This window comes from Geodermatophilus sp. TF02-6 (genome assembly GCF_003319115.1).
In the GTDB taxonomy this organism is placed as follows: Bacteria; Actinomycetota; Actinomycetes; order Mycobacteriales; family Geodermatophilaceae; genus Geodermatophilus.
On sequence record NZ_QOHF01000001.1, the window covers coordinates 39,318 to 61,472 of the forward strand.

Annotated in this window: 20 protein-coding genes; 13 read left to right on the forward strand and 7 right to left on the reverse strand. The window is 75.6% G+C overall.

Features of this window, described 5'->3' with window-relative positions; translation table 11 throughout:
- Positions 1 to 61: 61 nt before the first annotated feature.
- Complete coding sequence (locus DQ238_RS00210; protein WP_113779303.1) at positions 62 to 1,159, forward strand: YihY/virulence factor BrkB family protein; 1,098 nt, start codon at positions 62 to 64, stop codon at positions 1,157 to 1,159.
- Between the two features lie 210 nt (positions 1,160 to 1,369).
- Here the strand turns inward: DQ238_RS00210 and DQ238_RS00220 are convergent, their stop codons facing one another.
- Entirely contained in the window at positions 1,370 to 1,600 is a 231-nt protein-coding gene (locus DQ238_RS00220; protein ID WP_113779304.1) for a DUF3039 domain-containing protein, read from the reverse strand.
- Positions 1,601 to 1,682: 82 nt separating this feature from the next.
- Here DQ238_RS00220 and DQ238_RS00225 point away from each other — a divergent pair, with 82 nt between their 5' ends.
- Positions 1,683 to 2,624 (forward strand): pseudouridine-5'-phosphate glycosidase, encoded by a 942-nt coding sequence (locus tag DQ238_RS00225; RefSeq protein ID WP_199506036.1) that lies wholly within the window; start codon positions 1,683 to 1,685, stop codon positions 2,622 to 2,624.
- A 10-nt stretch (positions 2,625 to 2,634) separates the two neighbouring features.
- On the forward strand, positions 2,635 to 3,564 hold the full coding sequence (locus DQ238_RS00230; protein ID WP_233495595.1) for a carbohydrate kinase family protein: 930 nt from the start codon (positions 2,635 to 2,637) through the stop codon (positions 3,562 to 3,564).
- A gap of 18 nt (positions 3,565 to 3,582) precedes the next feature.
- On the opposite strand, the gene DQ238_RS00235 is transcribed toward DQ238_RS00230, so the two are convergent.
- Entirely contained in the window at positions 3,583 to 3,924 is a 342-nt protein-coding gene (locus DQ238_RS00235; RefSeq protein WP_113779305.1) for a DUF3099 domain-containing protein, read from the reverse strand.
- An 873-nt stretch (positions 3,925 to 4,797) separates the two neighbouring features.
- Here DQ238_RS00235 and dtd point away from each other — a divergent pair.
- Both dtd and sigB read left to right on the forward strand, forming a co-directional pair.
- Positions 4,798 to 5,229: a D-aminoacyl-tRNA deacylase gene (dtd, locus tag DQ238_RS00245; RefSeq protein ID WP_113779307.1), complete on the forward strand. Its 432-nt coding sequence runs from the start codon at positions 4,798 to 4,800 to the stop codon at positions 5,227 to 5,229.
- Between the two features lie 252 nt (positions 5,230 to 5,481).
- Positions 5,482 to 6,465, forward strand: a complete 984-nt coding sequence (sigB, locus tag DQ238_RS00250; protein ID WP_113779308.1) for an RNA polymerase sigma factor SigB — start codon at positions 5,482 to 5,484, stop codon at positions 6,463 to 6,465.
- 291 nt (positions 6,466 to 6,756) lie between these two features.
- Here the strand turns inward: sigB and DQ238_RS00255 are convergent, their stop codons facing one another.
- Positions 6,757 to 9,498: a GNAT family N-acetyltransferase gene (locus DQ238_RS00255; protein ID WP_113779309.1), complete on the reverse strand. Its 2,742-nt coding sequence runs from the start codon at positions 9,496 to 9,498 to the stop codon at positions 6,757 to 6,759.
- On the reverse strand, positions 9,491 to 10,672 hold the full coding sequence (locus tag DQ238_RS00260; RefSeq protein ID WP_113779310.1) for an acetoin utilization protein AcuC: 1,182 nt from the start codon (positions 10,670 to 10,672) through the stop codon (positions 9,491 to 9,493). Before DQ238_RS00260 ends, DQ238_RS00255 begins: the two co-directional genes overlap by 8 nt.
- A gap of 141 nt (positions 10,673 to 10,813) precedes the next feature.
- Here DQ238_RS00260 and DQ238_RS00265 point away from each other — a divergent pair, with 141 nt between their 5' ends.
- Both DQ238_RS00265 and DQ238_RS00270 read left to right on the forward strand, forming a co-directional pair.
- A complete protein-coding gene (locus DQ238_RS00265) occupies positions 10,814 to 11,521 on the forward strand; it encodes a metal-dependent transcriptional regulator (RefSeq protein WP_113779311.1) in 708 nt (235 codons plus the stop codon).
- 226 nt (positions 11,522 to 11,747) lie between these two features.
- Entirely contained in the window at positions 11,748 to 13,871 is a 2,124-nt protein-coding gene (locus tag DQ238_RS00270) for a S9 family peptidase (RefSeq protein WP_233495596.1), read from the forward strand.
- 71 nt (positions 13,872 to 13,942) lie between these two features.
- Here DQ238_RS00270 and DQ238_RS00275 read toward each other — a convergent pair whose 3' ends face one another.
- Complete coding sequence (locus DQ238_RS00275) at positions 13,943 to 15,031, reverse strand: DUF4192 domain-containing protein (protein ID WP_113779313.1); 1,089 nt, start codon at positions 15,029 to 15,031, stop codon at positions 13,943 to 13,945.
- Positions 15,032 to 15,198: 167 nt separating this feature from the next.
- On the opposite strand from DQ238_RS00275, the gene DQ238_RS00280 reads away from it, so the two are divergent.
- Positions 15,199 to 16,386, forward strand: coding sequence for an acyl-CoA dehydrogenase family protein (locus tag DQ238_RS00280; RefSeq protein ID WP_113779314.1), 1,188 nt, complete (start codon positions 15,199 to 15,201; stop codon positions 16,384 to 16,386).
- Positions 16,387 to 16,466: 80 nt separating this feature from the next.
- On the opposite strand, the gene DQ238_RS00285 is transcribed toward DQ238_RS00280, so the two are convergent.
- Positions 16,467 to 16,727: a hypothetical protein gene (locus DQ238_RS00285; protein WP_113779614.1), complete on the reverse strand. Its 261-nt coding sequence runs from the start codon at positions 16,725 to 16,727 to the stop codon at positions 16,467 to 16,469.
- 151 nt (positions 16,728 to 16,878) lie between these two features.
- Here DQ238_RS00285 and DQ238_RS00290 point away from each other — a divergent pair, with 151 nt between their 5' ends.
- Positions 16,879 to 17,187, forward strand: a complete 309-nt coding sequence (locus DQ238_RS00290; RefSeq protein ID WP_113779315.1) for a hypothetical protein — start codon at positions 16,879 to 16,881, stop codon at positions 17,185 to 17,187.
- A 3-nt stretch (positions 17,188 to 17,190) separates the two neighbouring features.
- Here DQ238_RS00290 and DQ238_RS00295 read toward each other — a convergent pair whose 3' ends face one another.
- A complete protein-coding gene (locus DQ238_RS00295) occupies positions 17,191 to 17,637 on the reverse strand; it encodes a MarR family winged helix-turn-helix transcriptional regulator (protein ID WP_113779316.1) in 447 nt (148 codons plus the stop codon).
- A gap of 20 nt (positions 17,638 to 17,657) precedes the next feature.
- Between DQ238_RS00295 and DQ238_RS00300 the strand changes: the two genes are divergently transcribed.
- The 4 genes from DQ238_RS00300 (at position 17,658) to DQ238_RS00315 (ending at position 22,107) form a co-directional block, all read left to right on the forward strand.
- Entirely contained in the window at positions 17,658 to 18,695 is a 1,038-nt protein-coding gene (locus DQ238_RS00300) for an ABC transporter substrate-binding protein (protein WP_113779317.1), read from the forward strand.
- Between the two features lie 79 nt (positions 18,696 to 18,774).
- Positions 18,775 to 20,235, forward strand: a complete 1,461-nt coding sequence (locus tag DQ238_RS00305) for an APC family permease (protein WP_113779318.1) — start codon at positions 18,775 to 18,777, stop codon at positions 20,233 to 20,235.
- Positions 20,232 to 21,254, forward strand: a complete 1,023-nt coding sequence (locus tag DQ238_RS00310) for an acetamidase/formamidase family protein (RefSeq protein WP_113779319.1) — start codon at positions 20,232 to 20,234, stop codon at positions 21,252 to 21,254. The genes DQ238_RS00305 and DQ238_RS00310 overlap by 4 nt, the downstream gene beginning before the upstream one ends.
- Before the next feature lie 70 nt (positions 21,255 to 21,324).
- Complete coding sequence (locus tag DQ238_RS00315; RefSeq protein ID WP_113779320.1) at positions 21,325 to 22,107, forward strand: triacylglycerol lipase; 783 nt, start codon at positions 21,325 to 21,327, stop codon at positions 22,105 to 22,107.
- Positions 22,108 to 22,155 lie beyond the last annotated feature (48 nt).

Sequence of the window (22,155 nt, forward strand, 5' to 3'; positions counted from 1 at the left end):
CGCCGGAGCGCGGCCGGCCCGGCCCCGGGTCCGCGGCGACCCCGACGTGCACACTGGAACGGTGAGCACCGTCCTGCCCGGAGGGTCGCCGGCCCGCGCCGGGAGCGACCCGGACGGTGCCGGCGTCCCCTCGGGGGCCACCGCCGTGCCTCCGCCGGCCGCCCCGCCGCGGCTGGCGGGCTGGCCGGCGCTCCTGCGCGTGCCGCTGCAGGTGCTCGGCCGCACCGTGGCCAAGGCCTGGCACGACCGCATCCTGGGGCTGTCGGCCGAGGCGGCGTTCTGGCAGATCCTCTCCGTGCCGCCCCTGCTCATCGGGCTGCTCGGCTCGCTGGGCTACCTCGGCACCTTCATCGGCGAGGACTCGGTCGCCCAGATCGAGGACCAGCTGATCCGCGCCTCGACGCAGGCCCTCACGCCGGACGTGGTCGACTCGCTGGTGCAGCCGACGCTCAACGACATCCTGGGCTCGGGGCGGCTGGACGTGATGAGCGTCGGCTTCCTGCTGTCGCTGTGGGCCGGCTCCTCGGGGACGGCGACGTTCATGAACACCGTCGTCATCGCCTACGACCAGCGCGACGTGCGCGGTCCCATCCGCACCCGGCTGATGGCGCTGTGGCTGTTCGTCGTCGGCATGGTGCTCGCGGTGCTCACCCTGCCGCTGCTGGTGCTGGGCCGCGGGCTGCTGGTCTCGCTGCTGCCGGCCGACTGGCAGGCCACCGCGACGGTGCTGGTCAACGCCGTCTACTCGCCGCTGGTGCTGATCGGCCTGGGGCTGGCCCTGACCAGCTTCTACTCCGTGGTGCTGCCCCGCCGGCTGCCCTGGTGGCGGCACCTGCCGGGCACCGTGCTGGCGGTGGCGTTCTTCGTCGTCGCCGCGGTGGGGACCCGCGCCTACACCGCCGACATCCTCACCGCCACGCTGCCCTACGGGGCGCTGGCCACCCCGATCGCCGCGCTGCTGTTCTGCTTCTTCTTCGGCATGGCGGTGCTGCTGGGCGCCGAGCTGAACGCGACCATCCAGGAGCGCTGGCCGGCGCCGGCGCGCCGGCACCAGCGGCGCCGGCAGCTGCGGCGGGCGGCGAAGCTGGAGCGGGCCCGCACCGACATGGTCGGCTCGCCGGCCGACACCGCGGCCGGGAGCCGTCCCGACCCGCGCTGAGCCCTGCCCGGGCTCCGCGGCCGCCTCCCCCAGCGTGGCCTCCCAAGGCTCCGGCCCCGTCCCCGGCCCCCTGCAGGGCCCCACCGCGAGCGTGCGAGTGGTGGGGGCGGGGGGTCCTTCTACCGAGCCTGCGAGGGGCGGGGAGGACGGGCGGCCCCCTGCAGGGTCCCGCCGCGAGCGTGCGAGCGGTGGGGGGCGGGGGGTCCTTTCTCAGTCCTTGCGGAGCTGCTCGTAGACCTCCTTGCAGGCCGGGCACACCGGGCTGCCGGGCTTCGGCGCCTTGGTCACCGGGAAGACCTCGCCGCAGAGGGCCTCGACCAGCGTGCCCATGACCGCGCTCTCGGCGATCTGGTTCTTGCGCACGTAGTGGAAGACCTCGTTGGCGTTGCCGGTGTCGCCCTCGCGGACGTCGGGCTTCTCGAGGAGGTCGGTGCTGCTCACGCGGTGCTCCCTGGAGGTCAGCGGGGACAGGTGCCGGGAGCCGCTCCCCGGGAGCGGCTCCCCCGCCCACCATGATGTCAGGGTGCACGTCGCTCCCTCTCCGCTCGCCGTCCAACTGTCCCCCGAGGTCGAGGCGGCCCTCGCCGAGCGCCGGCCGGTCGTGGCTCTGGAGAGCACGCTGCTCGCCCACGGGTTGCCCCGACCGGACAACCGCGCGGCGGCCGACCGGGTGGAGGCCGCCGTCCGGGCCGGCGGCGCGGTGCCGGCGACGATCGCCGTCCTGGACGGCGTGCCGCACGTCGGGCTGACCGCGGCGCAGGTCGACCGCGTGTGCGCCGACCCCGACCTGGCCAAGCTGGGTGTCCGCGACCTGCCGGTCGCTGCCGCCCTGGGTCTGAGCGGGGCGACCACGGTGTCCAGCACCGCCCTGCTGGCCGCCCGGGCCGGCATCGGGGTCTTCGCCACCGGCGGCCTGGGCGGGGTGCACCGGGAGTCGACGGAGACCTTCGACGAGTCGGCGGACCTGGTGGCCCTGGCCCGCACCTCGCTGGTCGTCGTCTGCGCCGGGGTGAAGTCGATCCTCGACGTCCCGGCCACCCTCGAGCGGCTGGAGTCGCTGTCGGTGACCGTCGTCGGTTACCGGACGAGGACCTTCCCCGGCTTCTACGTCGCTGACTCCGGCTGCACCATCGACTGGTCGGTGGACGACGCCACCCAGGCGGCCGCGGTCTTCGCCGCCCGCCGCGACCTGTCCCCCGGCGCGGTCGTCGTCGCCAACCCGCTCCCGGCTGACGAGCAGCTCGACCCGGAGCTGCACGACCGGGTGATCACCGGCGCGCTGGCCGCGGCGGAGGAGGCCGGGGTGCGCGGCAAGGCCGTCACCCCGTTCGTCCTCGAGCACCTGCACCGGGCCAGCGAGGGCGCCACCCTCGCGGTCAACGTGCGGCTGGTGCTGCGCAACGCCGAGCTGGCCGGGCGGATCGCGGCCGCGCTGGCCGCGCTGGCCCGCCGGCCGGCGCCGTGACCATCGGCGCGTGGCCGCCCGACACGCCGTCCACCCCGACCACCTGCCGGTGATCGACGGCGGTCGGCCGCCCGTCGTGGTGGTCGGCGACCTGGTCACCGACGTCGTGGTGGTGCTGTCCGGGGAGCCGGCGCCGGGCTCGGACCGGCCGGCGGCCATCCGCGGCCGCGGCGGCGGTGCGGGGGCCAACGTCGCCGTCCACCTCGCGCGGCTGGGCACGCCCGTGGTGTTCGCCGGCTGCGCCGGGGACGACGCCGCGGGCACGGGGCTGGTCGCCGAGCTGGGCGCCGCCGGGGTGGTCCCGGCCGTGCGCACCGTGGCCGGCGCGGCGACCGGGACGGTCGTGAGCCTGGTCGAGCCGGACGGCCAGCGCAGCATGCTCGCCGACCGCGGCGCGAACCTGGCCCTGCAGCCCGGTGACGTCCCCGCGCCGACCGCCGGCGGGCACCTGCACGTGTCCGGGTACACGCTGCTCGACCCGCGGCCGCGGACCGCGGGGCTGGCCGCGCTGGCGGCCGCGGCGGCGGCCGGGTGCACCGTCTCGGTGGACCCGGCCTCGACCGGCCCGCTGGCCGGCTACGGGGTGGACCGCTGGCTGGCCGACACCGCCGCGGCCACGCTCGTGCTGCCGAACGAGGCCGAGGCGCGGCTGCTCACCGGCTGCGCCGACACCCCCGCGGCCGCCCGGGCGCTGGCGGCCCGCCACCCGGTCGCCGTCGTGACCCTGGGCGCCGACGGTGCGCTGTGGGCCTCGGGTGAGCTGCTCGTGCACCGGCCGGCGCACCCGGCGACCGTCGTTGACACCACCGGCGCCGGGGACGCCTTCACCGCCGGCCTGCTGTCGGTCTGGCTGGCCGACCCGGACGGCGACCCGGTCGCGGCGCTGGAGGCGGGCCTGGCGCGGGCGGCGGCCGTGGTCGGCCGGGCCGGGGCGCGCTGACGCTCAGCGCTCGACCGCTCAGTGATCGATGACCCGGCCCGGGCGGGTGGGGTTCTCCAGGATCCGGTCGGGTCGGGGTGCGCTGTAGCGGTTGACGTCGAGCTTCTTCTTCGGCGGCCGGTCGTTGGCCATCATCACCGCGATCCAGGGCAGCACGGTGCCCAGCAGGGCGAAGATGAGCGCCAGCCACAGCGTCTGGTAGAAGACCGCGGCCAGGACCAGGCTGACGCCGCGGACGGCCATGGTGAGCACGTAGCGCCGCTTCCGGGCGGCGTGCTGCTCGGCCAGGCTGGGTTGCGCCTCGGTGATCAGCACCGGTTGGGACCGGCGGGAGCGACCGGGCTGCTGGCTCGAGGCCACGGGCTTCCTTCCCTCCGCCGACCGGGCGCACCGGTGCTCGGCGGATACCCTCCGCAGGCTGCCGAGCCCGGCGTCCCGACGGCGTCCGGGTCCCGGCACGGCCCGGGGTGTGGCGCCCATCGTGCCACCGGATCGGAGGCCGTGCAGGCGCCTCGGCGCGACTCCTCAGCAACCCGCCGTTGCCCTCCCCGCCTGCGTCTCCGCCGTCCTGACCTGCTGCATCTGGGCCAGCGGGTCGGGGTCGGGAACGCCGGCGCCCGACCGGCGGGAGCCCTCCTGGCCGCGGTCGCCGGCCTCCCGCCAGCCCAGGTGAGCTCAGGCCAGGGCGGTGCGGCAGCGGGCGAGCAGACCCCAGAGCGCCCGCCGACGCCGCAGGTGCGGGCGTGTCGGCGACGGTGAGCCGCCGGTCGGCGTCGGCCTCGATGTGGTCGCGCGCCCGACGCACGACCGAGGCGCCGGCGGCGGGCGCCCGTGCGGCGAGTTCGTCGCGGTGCTCGTGCAGGGCGGTCAGCAGCAGACCGCTCGCCACGCTGTGGGGGAACGGTGCGGCCACCATCGGCGGGCGGACGAGGAGGTCCTCGTCGGCGGGGTCGGTGGCCAGGGACCGGACCTGGGCCAGCCACCGTGCGCCGCGGTCGGTGGAGACGTCCATGCCGAGGTCGAGCTCGATCTGGTGGCGCAGCCGCGCGGAGAGCGGTCACGGCACCTCCACCGGTCGACCCGCCAGACGACCCGTGGGGGTCACCGCGCCGTGGTGCCCGCCACACGCGATGCCGCGCTGCCGTCCCCATCTCCCTCCCCTGAGCTCGTACCCCCTGCCCCCTTCCGGAGTCAGGTGCGGGGCCGGCACGAGCCGAGCGCGAGGATGGCCGGGTGCGTGCGGTGCTGAGCCGGGTCGCGACGGCGACGGTCACGGTGGACGGCGAGGTCGTCGGCGAGATCGGCCGAGGGCTGCTGGCGCTGGTCGGGGTGGGTCGGGACGACGACGCCGACCGCGCGCGGATCCTGGCCCGCAAGGTGCACGAGCTGCGGGTCTTCCCCACCGACGACGGCGCCCGGTCGGTGGGCGACCTCGGCCTGCCGGTGCTGGTGGTGAGCCAGTTCACGCTCTACGCCGACACCCGCAAGGGCCGCCGTCCCTCCTGGGCCGACGCCGCGCCCGGCGAGCTGGCCGAGCCGCTGGTCGAGGAGGTCGTCGCCGAGCTGCGCCGTCGCGGCAACGCGGTGGCCACCGGGGTCTTCGGCGCGCGCATGCTCGTCTCGTCGGTGAACGAGGGACCGATGACCCTGCTGCTGGAGGTCTGAGCGGCGCGGGATGCGGGTAGGCCCCGGTGACGCATCACACGTCCTGTGCGTCTGCTGTGAACCGAGCATCCGTGGAACACCCGACCCGGTCGGAGCCGTTGGACAGGGCGTACCACACCGGACACACGAGCGGAGCCTGTTCGGCTGGACGAGCCGGCTGAGCGGGGCCCCACCCACGACGCCCGGATGCGCTGTCGCCCACCGCCGATCGACGCGACGCATCCGACCCGAAGGCAAGGACGAAGACAGATCGTGACGCTGCTGCAGTCTTCCCCCACCGACGCCCTCGAGGTCCGCTCGCCGCGTCGCGAGCCGGACACGAGCGGTCTGGTCTCCACCGACCTCGTGCGGGTGTACCTGAACACCATCGGCAAGACGGCGCTGCTCACCGCCGAGCAGGAGGTCGAGCTGGCCAAGCGGATCGAGGCCGGGCTCTACGCCGAGCGGCTGCTCGCCGAGCGGCAGCTCACCCCTGCTCTGCAGCGCGACTACAAGGCGCTGGCCGTCGACGGCAAGGCCGCCAAGCGGCACCTGCTCGAGGCCAACCTGCGTCTGGTCGTCTCGGTGGCCAAGCGCTACACCGGCCACGGCATGACGTTCCTGGACCTCATCCAGGAGGGCAACGTCGGGCTGATCCGCGCGGTCGAGAAGTTCGACTACACCAAGGGCTTCAAGTTCTCCACGTACGCGACGTGGTGGATCCGCCAGGCCATCACCCGCGCGATGGCCGACTCCGGCCGTACCATCCGGCTGCCCGTGCACCTGGCCGAGCAGGTCAACAAGGTGGTGCGCACCCGTCGCCGCATCCACCAGGAGCTGGAGCGCGAGCCCACCGCCGAGGAGCTGGGCCTCGAGCTGGACATGCCCGCCGAGCGGATCGCCGAGCTGCTGGAGTACTCGCGCGACCTGGTGTCGCTCGACCAGACCGTCGGCGCCGACGAGGAGTCCCGCCTCGGTGACTTCATCGAGGACGCCGACGCCGCCGTGGCCGAGGACGCCGTGGCCTTCCAGATGATGAAGGGCGACGTGCGCAACGTGCTCTCCACGCTGGAGGAGCGGGAGCGCGACGTGGTCGTGCTGCGCTTCGGCCTGGACGGCGGCCAGCCGCGGACGCTGGAGCAGATCGGCAAGCAGTTCGGTCTCTCCCGCGAGCGGGTCCGCCAGATCGAGCGGGAGACGATGGCCAAGCTCCGCGACCCCCAGCGCGCCGACGCCCTCCGGGACTATCTCGCCTGAGGAAGGCCCCCTGCCCCCACCGGAGAAGGAGCCCGTCCTGTCCCGCCCAGAGGGCCGTGCCCTGGACCAGGTCGACGCCAGGCGAGGGCCGCTGCTCGGGAGGGCCACGGCGGGAGCCGGTCACCGCGAGGTGACCGGCTCCTCCCGTTCGTGGCCCGGGCCGGGCGAGGACGATCGGGTGGGCTGGTCATCCGGCCACCTGACCGGCCGTCGACGACCGGTCAGGTGGCACGAACGCCAGTCAGGACGGCGTACCGACCCCGGCAGTGGTGTCGTCGGGAGGACGACAGATCACATCGCGGCTCGCATGCGGCGGGGGCCGGGGTCGACGCGGGCGGTGGGCCGGCCGACCCGCACCGTGGCGCCGGCGACGACCAGCGACCGTCTGCCGTGCTCCGGGTCGGCGGAGCCGACGATCACCGGTTGCAGCGTCAGCCGCAGCACCTCGGGCAGGTCGTCGGCCAGCCGGGCCACGCGCAGCAGCAGGTCCTCCAGCGCGGCCAGGTCGACCGGCTCGGCCCCGCGGTACCCGTTGAGCAGGGGGAACGCCCGCGGCGCGCGCACCAGCTCGGCGGCGTCCAGGTCGGTCAGCGGCAGGGTCCGGTAGGCGCGGTCGCCGAGCAGGTCGGTGGCCACCCCGCCCAGGCCGAAGCTGACCAGGGCGCCGAAGGACGGGTCGTCGACGATCTCCACCGCGGTCGCCACGCCCGGCGCCGCCATCTCCTGGACGACCACCGGGTCGCCCGAGGGGATCGCCGCGAAGGCGGCACGGACCGCGTCGGCGTCGCCGAGGTCGAGCCGGACCCCACCGAGGTCGGGGCGGTGCCGCAGCCACGGCGCCGTCGACTTCAGCACCACGGGGTAGCCGATCTCCTCGGCCGCGGCCACGGCGGCCTCGACCTCGGTGACCGTGTGGGTGCCCAGCAGCGGGATGCCGTAGGCGGCCAGCAGCGCGATCGTCTCCTCGTCGGACAGCGGCCGGCCGTCCGGGGCGTCGGCCAGCGCGCGCAGGACGACGTCGCGGGCGGCGGGCTCGTCGACGCCGGTCAGCTCCGGCACCGCGCCGACCGGACGGCGCCGCCAGCGGGCGTACTGCGCCACCTTGGCCAGCGCGATCACCGCCCGCTCCGGGGTGGAGAAGGAGGGGACCGAGCCGCGGGCCGGCGTCCCGTCCTCGCCCGGGACGGCGAGCTCCGGCGGGATGCCCTCGGTGGAGAGGAAGGTCGCCACGATCGGTTTCCGCGCGCCCCGGGCCACCTCCCGCAGTGCGCCGCCGAACTCGGCCGGAGCCGACCGGCGCGTCACCGGGGGCAGGAACACCGCGACCACGGCGTCCACGTCCTCGTCGTCGACCGCCTCCTGCAGCGCGGCCCGGAACGCCTCGGCCGACCCGCCGGCGCCGATGTCGGTCGGCGCCTCGTGGGCCAGCTGCAGCCCCTCCTCGAGGACGGCGTCGCAGACCAGCCACCCCATCGCCGTGGAGTTGCCGACGACCGTGATGCGGTCGCCGGCCGGCAGCGGCTGGTGGGCCAGCAGCGTGCCGACGTCGAACAGCTGCGCCAGCGTCTCCACCCGGATCACGCCGGCCGAGGCGAACAGCGCCGCCACCGACTCCTCCGGCACCGTCACCGAGGTGCCGGCCAGCCCCGCGGTCATCCGCACGTGCCGGCCGCTCTTGACCGCCGCCACCGGCTTGGTGCGGCCCACGCGGCGGGCCAGCCGGGCGAACTTGCGCGGGTTGCCGAAGCTCTCCAGGTGCAGCAGCACCACCTCGGTGCCCGGGTCGGTCGCCCAGTACTGCAGCAGGTCGTTGCCGCTGACGTCGGCCCGGTTGCCGGCGGAGACGAAGCTGGACAGGCCGATGTTGCGGGTGCGCGCCTGCTCCAGCAGCGCCGAGCCGAGCGCACCGGACTGCGCGAAGAAGCCGACCCGCCCGCGGCCGGGGACCCGCGGCGCCAGGCTGGCGTTGAGCCGCACCGCGGGGTCGGTGTTGACGATGCCGAGGCAGTTGGGCCCGACCACCCGCATGCCCGAGGCGCGCGCGGACGCGACCAGCTCCCGTTCGGCGACCCGGCCCTCCTGGCCGGACTCGCCGAACCCGCCGGAGATGACCACCAGCCCGCGGACCCGCTTGCGCCGGCACGCCTCCACCACGCCGGCCACCTCGTCGGCCGGCACCGCCAGGACGGCGAGGTCGACGTCGTCGGGGATGTCCTCGATGCCGGCGTAGGCCGGGACCCCGTGCACGTGCCGCGTGCCGGGGTTGACCGGGTAGACCGGACCGCGGAAGCCGTAGGCGAGCAGGTGCCGCAGGACGGCGGAGCCGATCTTCTCCTCGTCGTTGCTGGCGCCGACCACCGCGACCGACGACGGGGTGAGCAGCCGGGCGATCGACCGGGACTCGCTGCGCTGCTCCCGCTCGTAGGCGACCGCGAGCGCGGTCTCGGTCAGGGCGATCGGGAAGGTGAGGTGGACGACGCCCTCGTCGTAGGAGCGCTCGGGGGTGTAGCCGGCGTCGAGGAAGACCCGCACCATCCGGTTGTTCTGCGTCAGCACCTCGGCGACGAAGTTGCGGACGCCCCTCTCGCGCGCCGCGGCGGCCAGGTGCTCGAGCAGCACCGGACCCAGGCCGCGGCCCTGGTGGGCGTCCTCGATGAGGAAGGCGACCTCGGCGTCGTCCGTCCCCGGGTACCGGTCGTAGCGCCCGACCCCGATCACCTGGTCGCCCAGCACGAGCACGAACGCCACCCGTGAGTCGTGGTCGACGTGGGTGAAGCGGTGCAGGTCCCGGTCCGAGAGCCGCTTCATCGGGCCGAAGAAGCGGTAGTAGCGGGTCTGGTCGGAGCTGCGCTCCACGAGGCCGACCAGGCGCTCGGCGTCGTCGGGCCGGATCGGGCGCAGGTGCACCGTGCCGCCGTCGGCAGCGATGACGTCGGCCTCCCAGTGAGCCGGGGGCGGAGGCGGGGCGTCGGGCTCGTCGGAGAGGGCCGGGGGGCTCTGGGTGCTCTGCTCCTGGGTGGTGGGTTCAGTCACGGGGGTCGTCCGGGTCGAGGCCGAAGTAGGGGAACGCGGCGCGGCGGGTGCGCAGGATGGCCCGGTCGACGCGGGACTCGGTGAACGGGTCCCAGGGCGCGAAGCCGGTGTAGCCGCCCTCGGTCATGTGGGTGGGCGGGCGGGCCCGCAGCCCTCGGCGGACGACGTCGGCCCGCCAGGACTCGGGGATCTCGGTGGCCGGGTCCAGCCGCGCGCCGGCGGCCTCGGCGATGAGGTGGGTCCAGGCCCGCGGCACGCAGCGCACCAGGCCGTACCCGCCGCCGCCGAGGGCGATCCAGCGGCCGTCGCAGATCTCGTGGGCCAGGTCGTGCACCGCCCGGTAGCTGGCCCGCTGCCCGTCGATGGTCAGCCCCAGGTCGGCGAGAGGGTCCTCGTGGTGGGCGTCGCAGCCGCACTGGGTCACCAGGATCTCCGGCCGGAACGCCTTGAGGACGCTCGGGACGACGGCGGAGAAGGCACGCAGCCAGCCGGAGTCGTCGGTGCCGTTGGGCAGGGCGAGGTTGACCGCGCTGCCGAGCGCCTGCTGCGGGTCACCGGTCTCCTCCGGGTAGCCGGTGCCGGGGAAGAGGGTCAGCGGCGTCTGGTGGACGCTGACGGTGAGCACCCGCGGGTCGTCGTAGAAGGCGGCCTGCACCCCGTCGCCGTGGTGGACGTCGAGGTCGACGTAGGCGATGCGCTGGTGCCCCTGCCCGAGCAGCCACCGGATGGCCACCGCCGCGTCGTTGAAGACGCAGAACCCCGATGCGCGGTCGCGCATGGCGTGGTGCAGTCCGCCGGAGATGTTGACCGCGTGCTGGGCGCGGCCGCTGTGCACCTGCTGCGCGGCGAGCACGCTGCCGCCGGTGATGAGCGCAGCAGCGTCGTACATGCGTTCGAAGACCGGGTTGTCCGCGGTGCCGAGGCCGTGGCCGACATCCGGGTCGGTCGGCGCGCGCTCGACCGCGTCGAGGTAGGCCGGGTCGTGCACGAGGGTGAGCAGCTCGACGCCGGCCGGGGTCGGGCGCAAGACCTCCAGCCGGTCGGTGGCCAGGACGCCGAGCGAGTCCGCGAGCCGGATCGTGAGGTCCAGCCGCACCGGGTGCAGCGGGTGGTCCCCGCCCATCGTGTAGCCGAGCAGCGCGTCGTCCCAGACGACCGCGACCGAGTCGCTCACCGGATCTCCTCGCTGTCGCACGCGGCGCTTGCCCGGTGACGCTACCGCCGGCCCGCGGCTCCGGGGCGCGTGACCAGCCCGTGCGCGACCCGGCACACCGCCCCCTCCCCCGTACCATCTGGGAGGACACGGAGGAGACCAGTGAACGACCTCATCGACACCACCGAGATGTACCTCCGCACGATCTTCGAGCTGGAGGAGGAGGGGATCGTCCCCCTCCGCGCCCGCATCGCCGAGCGGCTGCACCAGAGCGGCCCCACGGTCAGCCAGACGGTAGCCCGGATGGAGCGGGACGGGCTGCTGACCGTCGAAGGCGACCGGCACCTGCAGCTGTCGGAGTCCGGCCGCAAGCTGGCCACGGCGGTCATGCGCAAGCACCGGCTGGCCGAGTGCCTGCTGGTCGACGTCATCGGCTTGGACTACGCCGACGTCCACGAGGAGGCGTGCCGCTGGGAGCACGTCATGAGCGAGGCCGTCGAGCGCAAGCTGCTCACCCTGCTCGGCCACCCGACCGAGTCGCCGTTCGGCAACCCGATCCCCGGCCTGGACGCCCTCGGGGGCGAGACCTCCGCGAGGCTCGACTCGCTGACGCTGCTGTCGACCACGGCCACGCCCGAGGGGTGCCGCGTGCAGATCAAGCGGATCAGCGAGCAGCTGCAGGAGGACGCCGAGCTCATGCGCGTGCTGGCCGAGCGCGGTCTGCGGCCGGGTGTGGTCGCGGTCGCGCAGCTGTCGGGCGGTTCGGTCAGCCTCGACGGCCACCCGCTGCCGGCCGGGGTCGCCCGGTACGTGTTCGTCAGCGCCTTGGACGACGACCTCACCCCCGCCGAGGCGGCCCCCCGCCGGTGAAAGAGGACCCCCGTGCCCCCCACCACTCGCGAGCTCGCGCCAGGCCCCGTCCCGGCCGCCTCCCGGGTCCCGCCCCGAGCTTGCGAGGGGTGGGGAGGAGGCGGTCCTTCCACCGAGCTCGTGAGGGGCGGGGAGGACGGGGTCCTTCTCGCTGCACGGGGGCCACTGCGCTGGAGCCGACGGCCCTGCCCGGCTCGGCCAGGCCCCGACGAGGAGAGGCCCCCGCGTGACCGCTGTGCCTGACCGGCCCGAACCCGGCGCCGCGCCTCCGGAGGGGGCCTCCAGCGCACCGCCGGCGTCCCCGTTCGCCGACCTCGCCTCGTTCGTGGCGCTGCCGCGGGTCACCGGCCTGGCGCTGTCGGCCGACGGCCGCCGGCTGGCCGTCTCGGTGCAGACGCTCGACCCCGAGCGGACGAAGTGGCAGTCGGCGCTGTGGGAGGTCGACCCGGAGGGACGGCGCCCCGCGCGCCGGCTCACCCGCAGCGCGCCGGGCGAGTCCGCGCCGGTGTGGGCGCCCGACGGCTCGCTGCTGTTCACCTCCGCCCGGCCCGACCCGGCGGTCAGGGGTGGGTCCGGGACCGGCGAGGGAGCCGAGGACCCGAAGCCGGCGCTGTGGAACCTGCCCGCCCAGGGCGGCGAGGCCCACGCGGTGCTCACCCACCCCGGCGGGATCGGCGGCGTGGCCGTGGCCGCCGACACCGGCGAGGTCGTGGTGCGCGCCTCCGCCGTGCCCGGCGCCGCGGACGTCGAGGCGGACGCCGCACGCCGCACGCGGCGCAAGGAGGCCGGGGTCACCGCGATCCTGCACGAGGCCTACCCGGTGCGGCACTGGGACGCCGACCTGGGCCCCACGGCGCCGCACCTGTTCTGGGTCGGCCGGCTGCCCGCCGACGCGCCGGCCGGGACCGAGCCGCCGCCGGTCGAGCTGCGCGACCTCACCCCCGACGCCGCGCCCCCCGACGGCGCCGGCGACGACCTCGACCTCTCCCCCGACGGCCGGCTGCTGGTCCGCAGCGAGACGGTGCCCGACGGGCCGGCCGGGCGCCGGAACCGCCTGGTCCTCCTGCAGACCGCCACCGGCCAGGCGCGGGTGCTGGTCGACGACCCGCTGGCCGACGTCCACTCCGCCCGCTTCTCCCCCGACGGCGCCGCCGTGGTGTGCGTGCGGGAGGCGATGTCGACCTACGACGAGCCGCCGGACTACACCCTCCTGCACGTCGACGTGGCCACCGGCGCGGTCCGCGAGCTCACCGCCGGCTTCGACCGCTGGCCCAGCGCGCCGCAGTTCAGCGCCGACGGGGCGGCCGTGTACTTCCTCGCCGACGACGACGGGCGGCACGCGGTCTTCCGGGTACCGGCTGACGGCGGGACGCCGGTGCGGCTGACCGCGGACGGCGCCCACAGCGACCTGCAGGTGGCCCGCGACGGCAGCGCCCTCTACGCGCTGCGGTCGGCCGTCGACGAGCCGCCGGCGCCGGTGCGGCTGGATCCGGAGGCGACCGGCCAGCACCCCGAGCCGCTGCCGAACCCCGGCTCCCTCGGCGCGCTGCCCGGCACCCTGCAGGAGGTCGAGGCCACCGCCGCCGACGGCAGCCGGGTGCAGTCGTGGCTGGTGCTGCCCGAGGGTGCGTCGGCGGAGCACCCGGCGCCGCTGCTGCTGTGGATCCACGGCGGGCCGCTGATGAGCTGGAACTCGTGGTCGTGGCGGTGGTGCCCCTGGGTCATGGCGGCCCGGGGCTACGCCGTCCTGCTGCCCAACCCGGCGCTGTCGCAGGGCTTCGGCCAGGACTTCGTCCGCCGCGGCTGGGGCCAGTGGGGCGAGGCCCCCTACACCGACCTCATGGCCGCCGTGGACGCCGTGGAGCGGCGCGCCGACGTCGACGCCACCCGCACCGCGGCGATGGGCGGCTCCTTCGGCGGCTACATGGCCAACTGGGTGGCGACCCAGACCGACCGGTTCCGGGCGATCGTCACCCACGCCAGCCTGTGGGACCTCGACTCCTTCACCGGCACCACCGACGCGGCCTACTACTGGGAGAAGGAGTGGGGCGACCCGCTCGCCCGGCCCAAGCGCTACGAGCAGAACTCCCCGCACCGCTTCGCCGACGCCATCCGCACGCCGATTCTGGTCATCCACGGCGACCGCGACTACCGCGTGCCGATCGGCGAGGCGCTGCGGCTGTGGTACGACCTGCAGAAGCGGGGCGTGGAGTCGAAGTTCCTGTACTTCCCCGACGAGAACCACTGGGTGTTGACCCCGGGTAACGCTCGCATCTGGTACGAGACGGTGCTGTCCTTCTTGGCCGAGCACGTCCTGGGCCGGGAGTGGCAGCGCCCCGAGCTGCTCTGAGGTGGCCGGGTCATCTTGCCGAGCACGTCCTGGGCCGGGAGTGGCAGCGCCCCGAGCTGCTCTGACCGCGCTCACCCGGCCGCCCACACCGCGTCCGGCTCGGCGGCCGACGCGGTGATCACCGCCCGCAGCTCGCCCGGTGGCAGGCAGGCGGCCAGCCCCCGGGCCAGCAGCCGGGCGAGTTCGTACGTGGGGCGGCTGTCCAGCGCCCGATCCAGCGCGACGTTGGCCATGGCGCCGTCCCCGCGCAGCCACGCGCTGACCGCCAGCAGGGTCGCCGGCGCGGCGTCGAGCGGAGCCGGTGCCCGCCGGGTGCACTCGGTCCACAGCACCTCGGCCGCGGCGGCGTCGTCCCCCAGGGCGAGGGTGAGCGCGCGGTCCCGCACCCGCACGTCGGCCAGCGCCCACAGCACGCCGGCGACGTCCCCGTCGGCCAGGCGGCTGGCGTCCGCGGCACCGGGCCGGCACCGCCGCACGCTCCGGACGACGGTGTCCCAGGAGCGGCGGGCCTCGGCGTCCCGGTCGGCCCGCGCGGCCCTCGCGCGGTGGTCGACCAGCCGCCAGGTGACCGTCTCCATGGCGGCCGCGGCCGGGCCGTCGAGGCGGGCGATCCGGGCCTCGAGCGCCGCGCGGTCGCGCTCGACGACGACCCCGCTGACCACCGAGGCGGCCGCCAGCTCGCTCGCCCCGCCGGGGAGCGGCGCCCCGGCACCCGGCTCGCAGCACGGGTGCGGGCAGTCGTAGGACCACCACCGGCCGGCCCGGACCAGGATCGCGTCGTGCACGGGGATGCCCTGCTCCGCGAGGGCGACGACCGCCTCGTGCACGACGTCGCGGTGCGGGAGCCCGGCGACGACCTCCCCGACCGGTTGCCCAGGGAGGGGTTCTGACTCGTCGGCCGACTCGGAGACGACCGCGACGAGCACCCTGCCGGGGTCGTCGGTGGCGACGCTGCGGGCGAGCGCCGCCGCGACGGCCGCGGACCGCCCCCGAGGCGGGAGGTCGGCGCGGACGGTGAGCCCGACCCGGCCTCCGCTCGGGCCGCCCAGGGCCACCAGCAGCAGCGACTCGTGCGGGTGGAAGCCGACCAGGTGCGGCAGGGCGGCGGCGATCCCGCCGGCGTCGGAGATCAGCACCTCGGGGCGCGTGGGCTCGTCCATGCACCGAGCCTGGCGGCCGACCGCGGCGGCAGGCCCCGGGGAGGGGACACCTGTGGACCGGCCGGCGGGCTGTGGACGGGCGGGACCGGACCGTCGGCGCACCGTGCCCGGTCCGACGAGGACGGCGCGACGAGCGGCCGGCGCCCTCCCGCCGTAGCGTCGGGCCGGTGAGCGTGCCGAGCCCCGACTTCTACGCCCTGGACGAGCTCCTCGAACCGGAGGAGGTCGAGATCCGCGACCGGGTGCGCGCCTTCGGCGAGAAGGAGGTCACCCCCCGGATCAACGACTACTGGGAGCGCGCCGAGTTCCCCGTCGAGCTGGTACCCAGGATCGCCGAGCTCGGCATCGCCGGCGGCACCATCTCCGGCTACGGCTGCCCGGGGATGAGCAGCGTCTCGGCCGGGCTGGTCGCCGCGGAGCTCGCCCGCGCCGACGGCAGCGTCGGCACCTTCAACGGCGTCCACAGCTTCCTGGCCATGCAGTCGATCGCGCTGCTCGGCTCGGAGGAGCAGCGCCAGCGCTGGCTGCCGGCCATGGCCCGCATGGAGCGGATCGGCGCCTTCGGGCTCACCGAGCCGCGGCACGGCTCCGACGCCGTCGCCCTCGAGACCTCCGCCCGCCGGGACGGCAACGCCTTCGTCCTCAACGGGCAGAAGAAGTGGATCGGCAACGGCACCATCGCCGACCACGTGGTCATCTGGGCCCGCGGGGAGGACGGCGCGGTCGGCGGCTACGTCGTCGACAAGGGGACGCCGGGCTACCAGGCCCGCGTCATGACCGGCAAGACCGCGCTGCGGGCGGTGTGGCAGGCCGAGATCACGCTGACCGACGTCCGGGTACCGGCGGAGGACAAGCTGGCCAACTGCCGCTCGTTCAAGGACGTCTCCACGGTCCTCGACCGCACCCGCTACACCGTCGCCTGGCGGGCGCTCGGGCTGGCCACCGCCTCCTACGAGCTGGCGCTGGCGCACGCGCTGCGCCGCGAGCAGTTCGGCGCGCCCATCGCCGGCTACCAGCTGGTGCAGGACAAGCTGGCGCGGATGCTGGCCGAGATCACCGCCATGCAGCTGATGTGCTGGCGGCTGTCGAAGCTGGCCGACGCCGGGCGGATGACCGCGGCGATGGCCTCGCTGGCGAAGATGAACCACGCCGCGAAGGCCCGGGCGATCGTCGCCGACGCCCGGGACATCCTCGGCGGCGACGGGATCCTGCTCGACTCCCACGTCGCCCGCCACCACGCCGACATGGAGGCGATCTTCACCTTCGAGGGCACCGACTCGGTGCAGGCGCTGATCATCGGCCGGGAGATCACCGGCCTGTCCGCGATCAGCGGCCGTCGGCCCGAGCGCCGCTGACCCCGGGCCTGAGCGCCCCGCCGACCGGAGCGCCCTGCCCGCCGGAGCGCCCCGCCCGCCGGAGGACGCCACCGGAGGATTCAGCGCACGGGGTGCAGCGAGCGGCCGGCGGCGGTCAGCTGCCGGCAGTCGCGGCACGTCGTCCGGCCGGCGCCGACCCGCTCCCAGTCCTGCGCCCCCTCCACCTGGACGATCACGCCGCAGACCGCCAGCTCCACCTCGCCGTCGAGCTCGCCCGCCGGGCGGTGTGCCTCCACGGCGTGCCAGGGGCGGCTCTGCTCGACCGGTCGGCCCGGCGACCAGCGGCCCGGTCGGGCTGACCCCACGGCGTAGGACGGCACGAGCGGGGTGTGCCCGGCCGCGCGGAACGGAAACCGCCGGCACCGGCGGCCGGCCGGCTCGACCCGGTGCGACGTGGGCCTGCCGTGGGCCACCCGGTCCCCGCCCCTCCCGCGCTACCGTCGAGGGGCCGCGATCGGGAGGAGCGCACCGGTGGAACCTGTCAGCCTGCTGGTCGGCGCGGCGCTGCTCGCGGTGGGCTTCCTGGGTGGCCGGCTCAGCCGCCGCCGGCCGGCCGCGCCGCCGGCACCGCCCGCGCCGCTGTGCGGGTGCGGCCACACGCTCAGCCAGCACGACACCGAGACCAACACCTGCTACGCGGAGCTGCGGCGCGACGTCCACGACAAGCGCGGCCGCTGGACCGGGCACCAGTGGGTGCCCTGCACCTGCCGGCAGTACGTGGGCCCCCGTCCGATCGATGAGGTGTTCATGCCCCGGCTGCTGCCGCCGTCCACCGACTGAGGGTCAGTCCCCGGCCTCCAGGCCGGCCAGCGCCCGGACCAGCGCATCGACCCGCTCGGAGCCCAGCGTCGCCGCGAACGCGGCCTCGTGCGCGCGCACCAGCCCCTCCAGCCGGGTCAGGCGGGTCCGCCCGCGGGCCGACAGGTGCACCCGGACCCGCCGTCCGTCGGCCGGGTCGGGCAGGCGGTGGGCCTCGGCGGTGTCGACCAGGCCGTCGACCAGCCGGGTGAGGGTGGGCGGCGGCAGCGACAGCGCCGCCACCAGCTCGCCCATCGACCGGCCCGGCCCGGCGGCCAGGCAGCGCATCACCCGGTAGCTGTCGAGCGTGGCGCCGTCCTCGGCGAGCACCGCGGCCACGCCGCGGGCCACCCGCCGCTGGGTGACCGTGAGCAGTTCCACCAGGGAGGCGTCGGGGACCGCCGGCCGGTCCGCCTGCTGCTCGACCGCCATGGCCGCACCATACTCAGACGGTGCCCGAGCCGACCGTCGCGCTGGACGCGTGGGCGGCCGCCCTGCTGCCCCGCCGTCCGGACGTCGTCCGCGTCGGGCTGGCCGTCCCGCTGTCCGGGCCGCTGGCGCTGACCGGCCCGTCGGCGCTGGACCTGGCCGGCCTCGCCGCGGACGAGGCCAACGCCGACGGCGGGGTGCTCGGCCGGGCCGTCGAGCTGGTGACCGTCGACTCCGGCCGGCCGCCGTCGACGGTCGCCGCCGAGGCGGCCGCGCTGCACGGGGCCGGCGCGATCGACATCCTCGTCGGTTTCCACACCAGCGACGTGCACCGCGCGGTGGAGGCCGCCCTCGGCGGGCGGCTGCGCTACGTCTTCACCCCGCCGCACGAGGGGGGTCGGCGCCGGCCGGGCGTGCTGCGGATCGGCTCGTCGCCCCGGGACCAGCACGCCGCCGCGCTGGCCTGGTTGGTCCGTCGCCGCCGGGCCCGGCGCTGGGCGCTGCTCGGCAACGACTACGTGTGGCCGCAGGCGGTGCACCGGGCGGCGGCGGAGGTGCTGCGCAGGCTGGGTGCCGACGTCGTCGGCGAGCTGCTCGTGCCCCTCGGCGTCGACGACCCGGGGGCGATGCTCGACCTGGTCCGCCGCACCCGCGCCGACGCCGTCCTGCTCAGCCTGGTGGGACGGGACCTGGTGACGGTCAACCGCGAGTTCGCCCGGGCCGGGCTCGACCGCCGCGTGGTGCGGCTGTCCGGGGCGCTGGAGGAGAACGGGCTCTACGCGGTCGGCGGCGACTCCACCGGCGAGCTGTTCGCCTGCATGCCCTCGTTCGCCGCGACCGACGGCGCCACGGACGAGGGCCAACTGGCCCTGCAGGAGCGGCACGCACGGCGGGCCGGACCCTCCGCACCGGTCGTGTGCGCCTACGCCCGCGGGGTCTACGACGGCGTCCGGCTCGCCGTCTCCCTGGCCGGAGGAGGCGTCCCGCCGCGGCCGACCTCTCCCCTGCCGCGGCTGGCCCGGGCCGACGGGCTCGCCTTCCGCGAGGTGTCCACCCCCTGACGCACACTTGCTTCCACCTGGAAGCAAACCCGGCCTACTCTCATCCCGCCCGGCCCCGAGCCGGAGGAGAGGAGGAGCCGTGAGCGACCCCCGCACCACCCCGTCCCGGGCCGGCGACCCCGCCGGCCCGCTCCCGGGCGCCGCCCCGGGGCCGGTCCCCGCGACCGGCGACCCCGGCGTCGAGGCCTTCGGCTACCGCCAGGAGCTCAAGCGCTCGCTGACCTTCACCGACCTGCTGGTCTACGGCCTGATCTTCATGGTGCCGATCGCGCCGTTCGGCATCTTCGGCAGCGTCTTCCAGGCCTCCGGCGGGATGATCGCGCTGGCCTACGCCATCGGCGGGCTGGCCATGGCGTTCACCGCGGCGTCCTACTCGCAGATGTCGCGGGCCTTCCCGATGGCCGGCTCGGTCTACACCTACGCCGGGCGCGGCATCGCCCAGCCGGTCGGGTTCATCGCCGGCTGGATGATCCTGCTCGACTACGTGCTCGTCCCCGGTCTGCTCTACCTCATCGCCGCGGTGGCGATGAACTCGATCTGGGCCTCGGTGCCGGTCTGGGTGTGGCTGGTCGGCTTCGTCGTCCTCAACACCGTCGTCAACTACTTCGGCATCGAGTTCACCGCACGCGTGAACAAGGTCATGCTGGTCGCCGAGCTGGTCGTGCTGGCGGTCTTCCTCGTCATCGGCGTCGTCGCGCTGGCCTCCGGCGAGGGGCGCGGGTTCGACCTCTCGCCGGTCTACGACAGCGACACCTTCTCGCTGGGGCTGGTGTTCGGCGCGGTGTCGATCGCGGTCCTGAGCTTCCTCGGCTTCGACGGCATCTCCACGCTGGCCGAGGAGAACCGCGACTCCGCCCGCTCGATCGGCAGGGCGATGATCGCCGCGCTCGCCCTGGCCGGGGCGCTGTTCATCGTCCAGACCTGGGTCGCCGCCCTGCTCGTGCCCGACCCCGACACCCTCATCAGCCAGGGCGACGCCGCGGGGACGGCGTTCTACGACGCGGCCGAGGTCGCCGGCGGGCCGTGGCTGGCGACGCTGACCGCGGTCGCCACGGCGATCGCGTGGGGCTTCGCCAACTCGCTGGTCGCCCAGGCGGCGACGTCCCGGCTGCTGTTCGCGATGGCCCGCGACCGGCAGCTGCCCGGCTTCCTGCGCAAGGTGCACCCGACCCGGCGGGTGCCGGTGAACGCCACCCTGCTGGTCGCCGTGGTCTCCCTCGTCCTCGGGCTCTACACGGCCAGCCGGGAGGACGGCATCTCGCTGCTGTCCACGCTGGTCAACTTCGGCGCCCTGTCGGCGTTCCTGCTGCTGCACGTCTCGGTGGTCGTGCACTACGTGGTCCGGCAGAAGAGCCGGAACTGGTGGCTGCACCTGGCGGTGCCGGTGATCGGGTTCGCGATCCTGGTCTTCGTGGTGGTCAACGCCCAGGTGGCGGCGCAGCGGCTGGGGTTCGTGTGGTTCGCCGTCGGCGTCGCCCTGCTGCTCTTCCTGGTGGCCACCGGCCGCCGGCCCGAGATCCGCGCGGAGGAGACCCTGTGACGACGTCCCTGGAGGTCGTGACCGTCGAGCCGACGGCCGACCAGCTGCGCTACAGCTTCGGCGGCGCCGAGCCGCTGGTCACCGTGGCGCCGGGCACCGTGGTCGAGCTGACCACGGAGGACTGCTTCGGCGGCCGGGTGCGCGGCGTCGACGACCTGCCGAGCCGGGTCTGCCAGTTCCCGTACCTCAACCCGGTCACCGGGCCGATCGCGGTCGAGGGCGCCGAGCCCGGCGACACCCTCGCCGTGCACCTGGTGGCGATCGCGCCGGTGCGCGACTGGGCGGTGTCGACGACGTTCCCCCACTTCGGGGCGCTGACCGCCACCCACTCGACGGCGATGTTGCACGAGGCGCTCGAGGAGCTGGTCTGGCTCTACGAGGTCGACCGCGAGCGGAGCACCTGCCGGTTCCGTCCCCGCCGCGGCGGCCCCGAGGTCGAGCTCCCGCTGGACCCGATGCACGGCACGATCGGCGTCGCGCCGGCCGGCGGCGAGGTCTTCGCCAGCATCACCCCCGGCGCGCACGGCGGGAACATGGACACCCCCGAGGTGCGCGCGGGTGTCACGGCGTACTTCGGGGTCAACGTGCCCGGCGGGCTGCTGTCGCTCGGCGACGGGCACTGCCGGCAGGGCGAGGGCGAGGTCTGCGGCACCGCCGTCGAGGCGGCCATGCGCACGGTCGTCGTCCTCGACCTGGTGAAGGAGGACGCCCCCGCGTGGCCGCGGCTGGAGACCGACGAGTTCCTCGTGTCCACCGGGTCGGTCCGGCCCCTGGAGGACGCCTTCCGGATCAGCCAGCACGACCTGGTGACCTGGGCCGCGCAGCTGACCGGCTGGGACCTCCTCGACGCCTACCAGCTGGTCAGCCAGGCCGGTCTGGCGCCGGCCGGCAACGTCGTGGACACCAACTACACGATGGTCGCCAAGCTGGCCAAGCGGTACCTCGGTGGCGCCGTCGCGGTCGACGGCGTCCACGACCGGCTGCGGGCCACCGCCGCCGCCTACCTCGCCCGGCGCTGACGACCTGCGGGGAGCCCGGCCGGGCTGCCCGCAGGTGGCGCCGCGACGACGTCCGGGCGACATTGCTGGCATGGCCCGTCCGAATCCGTCGTCCGCCCGACGCCGGCGGCTGCTCGCCGCCACCGAGCCGGCCCGCGCGGTGGCCAGCGCCGGTGCGCTCGCCGCCGCCCTGCCGCTGCTGCGGCTGGCCCCGCGCGGCGAGCCGCACCCGGTGCTGGTGCTGCCCGGCCTGCTGGCCTCGGACGCCTCGACGACGACGCTGCGCCGCTGGCTGCGCGGGCTCGGTTACCCGGTCGTCGGCTGGGAGCTGGGCCGCAACCGCGGTCCGACGCCGCAGGTCGTCGGGGCGCTGCCGGGCCTGGTCGAGCGGCTGGCCGACCAGCACGGGACGCCGGTGAGCGTCGTCGGGCAGAGCCTGGGGGGCATCTTCGCCCGCCGGCTGGCGCTGCGCGTGCCGCAGCAGGTCCGCCAGGTGGTCACCCTGGGCTCGCCGTTCCGGCTCGTGGACCGGCCGGACGACAGCCCGGGCGCGCGGGTGTACCGGCGCTACCGCCCCCTGCACGGCGGCACGCGGATCTCCTCGGCACGGGGTGAGGGCGCCCGGCCGCTGCCGGTGCCGAGCACCTCGGTCTACTCGCGGTGGGACGGCGTCGTCGACTGGCGGGCCTGCCTGCAGGAGCAGGGTCCGCGCAGCGAGAACGTCGAGGTCCACGCCAGCCACCTGGGCATGGGCCACGACCCCGCCGTCCTGTGGGTGGTGGCCGACCGGCTGGCGCAGACCCGGGAGGGGTGGCGGCCGTTCACCGCGCCGACCCGCTGGGGCCTCGGCCGGCTGTTCCCGCGCAGCGGCTGATCCCGCGGTCGTACGACCGCCGGAGGACGCGGCCGGCGAGGATCAGCC

Bases quoted from the DNA above. Each gene is read 5' to 3' on its own strand.
- DQ238_RS00275 (WP_113779313.1), bottom strand. From the start codon at position 15,031: ATGGACGAGCCCACGCGCCCCGAGGTGCTGATCTCCGACGCCGGCGGG.
- DQ238_RS00295 (WP_113779316.1), bottom strand. From the start codon at position 17,637: ATGGCGGTCGAGCAGCAGGCGGACCGGCCGGCGGTCCCCGACGCCTCC.
- DQ238_RS00315 (WP_113779320.1), top strand. From the start codon at position 21,325: ATGGCCCGTCCGAATCCGTCGTCCGCCCGACGCCGGCGGCTGCTCGCC.